General features: G+C 63.0%; 3 protein-coding genes and 1 pseudogene. 1 reads left to right on the top strand and 3 read right to left on the bottom strand.

Annotation, left to right across the window (positions count from 1 at the left end; translation table 11 throughout):
* From ACV4UY_RS05180 to ACV4UY_RS05170, 3 genes and pseudogenes are all read right to left on the bottom strand, one after another.
* A pseudogene (locus ACV4UY_RS05180) lies at nucleotides 1–253 on the bottom strand (hypothetical protein); the annotation flags it as partial.
* Nucleotides 250–2,433, bottom strand: coding sequence for a peptidase domain-containing ABC transporter (locus ACV4UY_RS05175; protein ID WP_491606584.1), 2,184 nt, complete (start codon nucleotides 2,431–2,433; stop codon nucleotides 250–252). The pseudogene ACV4UY_RS05180 and the gene ACV4UY_RS05175, both read right to left, overlap by 4 nt.
* Nucleotides 2,430–4,247, bottom strand: coding sequence for a peptidase domain-containing ABC transporter (locus tag ACV4UY_RS05170; RefSeq protein ID WP_491606583.1), 1,818 nt, complete (start codon nucleotides 4,245–4,247; stop codon nucleotides 2,430–2,432). Before ACV4UY_RS05170 ends, ACV4UY_RS05175 begins: the two co-directional genes overlap by 4 nt.
* A 323-nt stretch (nucleotides 4,248–4,570) precedes the next feature.
* On the opposite strand from ACV4UY_RS05170, the gene ACV4UY_RS05165 reads away from it, so the two are divergent.
* A complete protein-coding gene (locus ACV4UY_RS05165) occupies nucleotides 4,571–7,354 on the top strand; it encodes a TolC family outer membrane protein (protein WP_491606582.1) in 2,784 nt (927 codons plus the stop codon).
* Nucleotides 7,355–7,646: the final 292 nt, after the last annotated feature.

The following is a 7,646-nucleotide window of genomic DNA, read 5'->3' as shown; positions in this document are numbered from 1 at the left end:
GCGCGGGCGTCGGGGTCGGCGCGGGCGTCGGGGTCGGCGCGGGCGTCGGGGTCGGCGCGGGCGTCGGGGTCGGAGCGGGCGTCGGGGCCGGGGTCGGCGCGGGCGTCGGGGCCTGAGACTGAACAGACGATCCCGCCGCGAATACCGGAGCCACGGCAGGAACCCCCTGCTCCCCCTTGGGCGCCGCTCTCCCGATGGCAAACGACATGCGCGGCGCGGGACGGGACTGCGGCTTGTCGCTGGATTCGCTCATACGAAACCTCCTGGAATCTGACGCAGCACGTCATTCGGCTTGCCGGAAAGACGCAGATACCCCTGATCGAAGTAAAGCACCTGATCGGCCAGGCGGATATGGCTGGGCCGATGGGTGACGACGAAGATCGTCCGCTTGCCTCGCAACTCCTGAACCACGCGGATGAAGGCCTGGTCATCCTCCCAACCGAGACTGTTGGCCGGTTCGTCGAACAGCATGATCGTCGAGGGCTTCAGATAGGCACGCGCCAGGGAGAGCTTTTGCACCATGCTGGATGGCAACTGCGCGGATTTCTGGTCACCCACCCGGGTCCAGAACTTTTTCGGCAGGGCCATGATCTCGTCGTACACCTGGGCCTTGCGACAGGCATCCTCGATATCCTCGTCCGAGGCGGTGGCGTGGGCCAGTCGCAGATTCTGGGCGATGGTGCCGTAGAACAGATTGCACGACTGGGGCACATAGGCGATGGCATGCCGCAATTCGATGACGTTCATCTGACGGATGTCCAGACCGTCGATGCGAATGCTGCCCGCCTGCGGGGTGTAGAGACCGGCCAGCAGTTTGACCACGGTCGATTTCCCGGAACCATTCGGACCGATCAACGCCACCACCTGTCCCGGCTGCACCTCGAAGCTGATGCCCATCAGGGCCGGTTCGGCCTCCGGGATGTAGCGGATGCTCACGCGCACGAAGGAGATCTGCCCCTTGAAGCTCTTGATCGGCTCGATGGCGGTATACTCTTCCCGCTCGGGGGTGACGTTCATCAGGCTGTTGATCTGGGTGATGCTCGAGCGGACCTGTTCCAGGCGGGTCATGGCGATGAAAGCGCTCTGGATCGGGGCAAGCACCCGCCACACCAGCACCATGGAAGCGACCAGGCCACCGGTGGTCATCGATCCCTCCATCACCCGGAACACCCCCAGACCGATGACGGTCACGCCGGATCCGACGATCAACACCGTGGAGATGGCGTTGACCAGGGCGTTGATGAGCGCGGTACGAAAATTGGCCATGGCGGCCTGGGCAGAGAGTTGACGGAAACGGCCCAGCCAGATCGACTCCATGCCGCTGTATTTCAGGGCGCGCATGCGACTCAACGCCTCGACGACGAACTCCTGTTTCTTGCTGGTGGCACGCCGCGAACGGGCCTCCTCACGGGCCACCATGGGCATCATGACCGCCCACAGGGCCACGAACAGGGCCATGGTCACCATGGGCACGAAGGCCAGGGGACCGGCGAGAAGGGCGATCACCACGAAAAAGACCACGGAGAACGGCAACTCGAAGAAAACCATCATCAACGGCCCGGTGAAGAACTCGCGCACCGAATCGAAATCCTTGATGCGCGCCACCTGGGCGCCGGTCGGGGCCCGTTCGGTGAAGCTCGGGGTCAGGGAGAGGATGCGCATGAAGATGGCGTTGCTGACGATGCTGTCCATGCGCGAGCCGACATACATGAGCATCTTGGTGCGCAACTTGCGAATCATCCAGTCGAAGATCATCACCACGCCGATGCCGATCAGCAGATGGGTCAGGGTATCCAGGGAGCGGCTGCCCACCACCCGGTCGTAGACCGCCATGGTGAAAAGCGGCGGAACCACCTGAAGGATGGTGATCGCGAAAGTGACCAGAAAGATGTAGACGATCAACTGCCGGAATCGCTCGGCGATCATCCGGAACCAGCCGAGCCGCTTCTGGGTCATGGCCCGCTCTTCCAGGTCCATGGCCGAGAAGAAATAGGCCGTGCCCGAGATCCGTGCCAGGGGGAGCCGTTCCACCTCGCCGTTCTCGCCGTTGAAGATGATCCAGCCATCCTCCTTGCGTTTGAGCAGCACGATGGCCGCGGATTTGTCCGGCACGAACAGGCAGGGCATCAGCCGCGGATCGATCTCGCGCGGATCCAGACGGGCCGGTCGGCTGATGTAGGTGAGGTTGGCCATCATGTTGCGAAGACCAGTCAGATCCAGGGTCTCGGCGAAGTGCGGAAGCGCCTCGGCCAGATGACGCATATCCCCACGGTATCCCAAGGCCATCAAGAGCGGAATCATGCAGGCCCCGAAGTCCGACAAGCGCGAAAACTCGGCCAACAGTCCGGTGACCGGCTGCCTGGGTTTGATCATGCGTCGGATCGATTCAAGTTCCAGATCCCAATCGGGAATGACCGGATGGGGCATGGTCATGCCGGAGCGCCTCCTGCGGGGGCGGCGGGAGCCGGTGGCGGGGGTTTGAACGGCGCCCTGGGCGGCTTGATCGTCAACGCGCCATCCTTGAGTTCATAGACCCGATCCGCGAGTTTTTCGAGCGACGGACGATGGGTCACCATGATCAGGGTGACCTTGCCGTGCATCAACTCCAGGGCATGTTTCAACTTTTCATCGCCGCCGCTGTCGATGGCGGTGTTGGCCTCGTCGAACAGGAGGATGCGCGGCGACGAGACCAATGCCCGAGCGATGGTGATGCGCTGTTTGATGCCGCGCGGAATCGACTCGTCGGCCCCATCGTCGATGATGGTTTCGTAGCCCTTGGGAAGCTTGGAGATGAAATCCTCCAGTTGCAGCAGAGTCGCGGCGCGCATCGCCGCCTCTTCGCGTTCCGGGCGGAACATGTGGATGTTCTCCAGGATCGTCCCCTTGAAGAGCATGCCGGTCTGGGGCATGTAAGCGATCTGTTCGTGCAGGGAACTCGTATCGTATTGGTTGAGATCGTATTCGTCGATCAGCACACGCCCCTGGGTCGGTCGGATCGCCCCCATCATCAGCCACAACAGGGTGGTCTTGCCGCTCGCGCCCTGGATGGCGATGGTCTCGCCGGGATTGACCACCAGATTGATATCCCGCAGCACCAGCGGCGCCACCGGCGGCTTGGCATTGGGATTGGCGGGTCCGTCGGCCACCTCCACCGGATAGGCGAAGCTGACGTTCTCCATCACCAGTCGTCCCTCGATCTCGGGCAGGGGCTGGGTACCGGGTGGCACGTCGGGATTGAGTTCGAAGATGGCGTTCAGACGCCTCCGGGAAACGCGAATGGTCTGGAAACGGGCCCAGATGGCCACGGCGCGCTGCAACGGCTGGATCGAGCGTCCGGCGAGCATGCTGCATGCCGACAGACCACCGATGGTCAGATCGTGGTTGATCACCTGGATGCTGCCGAAGGCGACGACGGCCACGGTGGCCAACTGGGCGAAGAACGAACCGATGTTCTGGGCATCGGCGCTCTGCATGCCGACATTCTGGGCCCCCATGGCGCAGGCGTCCTGCAGCCGTTCGTAACGGCGCAGCATCATGGCCTCCATGGCCATGGATTTGACGGCGTGGATGCCGTTCAAGACCTCGATGATGAAGTTGACGCGGATGTCGTCCGCCTTGACCCGTTCGGAGACGGCATGATGGAGTTTGTCGCCGATGTAAAGGGTGAACAGGACGAACAGAATGAAGACGATGATCGGAATCAGCACCAGCAGGCCGGCCAGATGGTAGATCATGATCAGGAAGATCGGCACGAACGGCAGATCGAGGATCACCAGCACCGCGGCCCCGGAGTAGAAATCCTTGATGACGTTCAGGGCATTGAGCCGTTCCAGATGGATGCCGGAACCGGTGCGTTCGTAGTCGGCCAGATTCAGCGAAAAGAGCCGTTCCATGGCGCTCACGCCGGCGTTGTGTTCGAAGCGGGCACCCAGCCAGGCGCCGATGTAGGAGCGTCCCATTTTCAACAGGGCCTCGAGCAGCACCGCCACGGCCACGCCGAGCAGCAGCCAGCTCAAGGTGCTGACCGCCTCGTTGGCCAGGATGCGGTCATAGACCTGCAGGAGGGTGAGCGGCAGGACCAATGCCAGCAAGTTCAGCATGGTCGAAACCACCATCAGATCCCAGATCGAATCCGCGACCACGGAAAAAGGGGTCAGGCGCGCGGGCCAGCCATCCTTCGAGAAAAACGCATCCTTCACCATGCCCAGCCCCATTCCACCCAACTTGGAGGCTGTTTGACGATTCAAGACCCGACGAATCGCCAAACGATTCTGGTTTGAAATCCGCTCAAAACAGAATCACGAATGACTTGCAATTTGGCGGCCATCCAAAGCCCGAGCCGGGCTGACCGGTTCGGGCCGAACAGCCCCCCCCCTTTCGAAGACCCATGCAGCCTGCTTATCGGTTGGCGGCTTTGCCATCACAAGAACGAATGTCAAAATATACCCCATTGCGGAAGCGCACCGAACGGGGAACCCCCTTCCCGCCCTTGCAAACAATATAACAGGCACAATAATTGCTGATGGATGAACCATCGTCAATTGGATTTCTTGCCGGAATGGACAGACGTGTGAAAAGGGGTTCACTCACTGCCGCACTGTTGACCTTGATCGCCCTGGGTCAGAGCGCCCCAGCCTGGTCGCTGACCCTCGGCGATGCGGTCAACGAAGCCATGCGCGCCAATCCCAAGCTTCTGGCCGCCGGTCAGGGGCTGGAGGAGACCCGGCAACGCATCCGGCAGGCCTATGCCGGCTATCTGCCCACGGTGGATTTCAACATGGGCACGGGTCGGGAGTGGACCAACACCCCGAGCAGCCGCTTCACCGCCAAGGGTGGCCTGACCCTGGATCGCGGCGAGGCGGGCCTGAACATCAACCAGCCGCTCTTTGACGGTTTCAACACGGTCAACAAGGTGGAGCAGGCGCGCGCGCAGGTGCAGGCCGAGGATTACGGCTTTCTGGACACCGCCGAAACCGTCACCCTGGATGTCGCCCTGGCCTACGCGGAGGTGATGAAGCAGCGTCGTCTGCTGGAACTGTCCAAGGAGGCGATGACCATCCATTCGGAGATCCTCGTCAAGACCCGCCAGACCATCAAGCTGGGCATCACGGCAGAGATGGATGCCCGTCTCACCGAGAGCCGCGTGGCGTTGATCGCCTCGGAACTGGCGGCCACCGAAGGTCATCTGCGCGCCGCCGAGAGCCGCTTCGCGACCTTGGTGGGGTTTCCCCCCGGCGAGCTGTCCCCTCCCCTGATCGACAAGAAATTCCTGCCCAGAGAGCGTTCCGACGCCCTGGAGACCGCGCTCAACCGGCATCCGTCGCTGTTGGCGGCCAGAGCGAATCTGGAGTCCAGCCGCGCCGAAAGCAAAGCCAGCGCCGCATCCCTGTGGCCGAAAATCAGCCTGGAGATGGCAATGTCGGACAGCAACAACGCGGGGGGCGATCGCGGCTATTCGCAGGATGCCTCGGCGATGCTGCGTTTCAAGTACAATCTCTTTCGGGGTGGCGCGGACAGCTCCAAGCTCAAGGAGAGCGCCCACAAGGCGGCGCGCATCCGCGACAAACTGGAGGAGACGCGGGATCAGGTCGAGGAGAAGGTGAACCGCTCCTGGAACGCCCTGATCGCCTCGCGCGCCCGGCTGCAAAGCCTGGAAAAGCACGTCGAGACCATGCGGGCGATCCATCGGGATCGTCAGGAGCAGTATCGTCTCGGCAGTCAGACCATGCTCGATTTCCTGAACTCCGAACACGAACTCCAGGCCGCCAAACGGCTGCTGGTCGAGGAGGAGTATCAGTTCCTGATGGAGTCGTTCCGGCTGATCTCGTCGATGGGGCTTTTGAAAGAGACCCTGGTTCAGCCGGACCCCACCCCGCCGGAGCTGGTATTGCAACCGTTCCAGAAGGCGCAAGAGCCCTCCCGCGCCCCCACAAACGCCCGCGCTCCGGAGCCTCCACCCGCCGCCGTCCCCTCTGAACTGACGAACGCACCCGCGCCCGCGACCTCGCCCGCGACCAAACTGGCGAAAAAAACCGCCAGGCCCTCGACCAGGGAGCGCCCCGCCCCTGCCACGCTGCCGGTGGATGCACCACTGACCCACGCCCAGGAGGAGGCGATGGACCAGTTGGTGGATGCCCTGTTCCTGCCGGAGGCGGAACAAAATGCCTCCCTGCCCCCTGACGAGACGATCACGCCATCCACCCGGTCCGCGATGACGCCTTCGACGGTGACCGGCGACGAGAAAATCCCGGCGGAGGAGGCCCGCGCCGCCCTGCTGGCCACCGCCGGACAACAGGGGAAGCCCTCGCCACGCGCGGTCAACCAGGCGTTGGATGCACTGGCCCAAACCATGGACCGCTCCAGCGACGCCAATCCGGCCCCGCCGTTCAACGATCCGCAGCTCCAGGCCACCGCCAATCCGGAACCCGCCGGCGAGGCATCCGCCGCCGCCCCCACCGCCACCCCCGCCGGCACGGCCAGCGCGGCATCCACCACCGGCGCCGGCACCCCCACCACCGCCCCCGCCGGCACCGATTCCATGAAGGTCACCCCGCGCGAGTTGGCCAAGCTGATGAGCCTCGAGGAGCGCACGCCCACCGCGAAATATCCGCCGGTGGATCTGTTGCACTACACGATCCAGATCGGCGCGTTCGACGACGAGGCTTCGGCGGTCAAGCTCATCGGTCTGTTGCAGCTCAAGGGGTATGATCTCTATTTGCAGGAGATCCAGGAGGGCAAGGATAAGGTCTGGTATCGGGTCTCGATCGGTCGCCTGGAGAACGAACGCGCGGCGCGGGAACTGTTGAAAAAATTCACCGAACAGGAGGGGCGGCCCGGCTTCATCACCCCGATGGCGCGGCGAGGAACCTCGACGGTCGAACAGTCGCTGCCGTTCGCCCATGCGCCGCTGCCGGTCCGCGACCCGAAGCCACCCGCTCCTCAGCCGCCCCAACAGGCCACTCCGGAGAGCCCCTCCCGCGAAACGATGTCGGCCATCCCGACCCCGACCGCTGCCTCGTCGATCGCAAACGCCGCCTCGTTCCAACCCCCCTCCTCGACCAGCCTGGAAGGGTTTGCGGTGCAGGTGGCCGCCTTCCGCAATCCCATCGACACCGAAAAGCGCCTCGAACAACTCTCCCAGCAGGGGTTCGATCTGCACCTGTGCGAAACCCGCGATGCCCAGGGCCACAACTGGCAATTGATCTGGATCGGTCGTTACGACGACAAGATGTCGGCCCAGAAGGCGGCGGAAGGGTTCTTCGAAAAAAGCAACCAGGCGGCCCAGGTGGTCGAGATCCGTCCCTCCACCCCCGAGGACCCGCAACTCATCACCCGCATCGGCGGCGGGATGTGAACCGTTTCACTCAAACCTTCCTTAGGGCTGTTTGGCAAATGCCAAGCAGCCGACGCAGGCCATTCATGGCCCGCCAAATTGCGCGGCAATTTGAGAAGCACGAATCGATTCTTTCGATTCGTGCAGGTTTGGTGAGGCGCCACGCACGGTGGAAGCGATCTTGCGGATGAGGAAAGCAGCTTGATCCCAAGGTGAGCCGAGAGGGTGACCGATCCGATTCACGTCATGATGGGATCTTGCGAATAGCCGGAGCCCAGTGCCGACCTCCCTGACGGGAGTTCCACGATAAGGA

The organism is Candidatus Magnetaquiglobus sp. (assembly GCF_058402785.1).
This window is presented reverse-complemented; position numbering and strand designations above follow the sequence as displayed.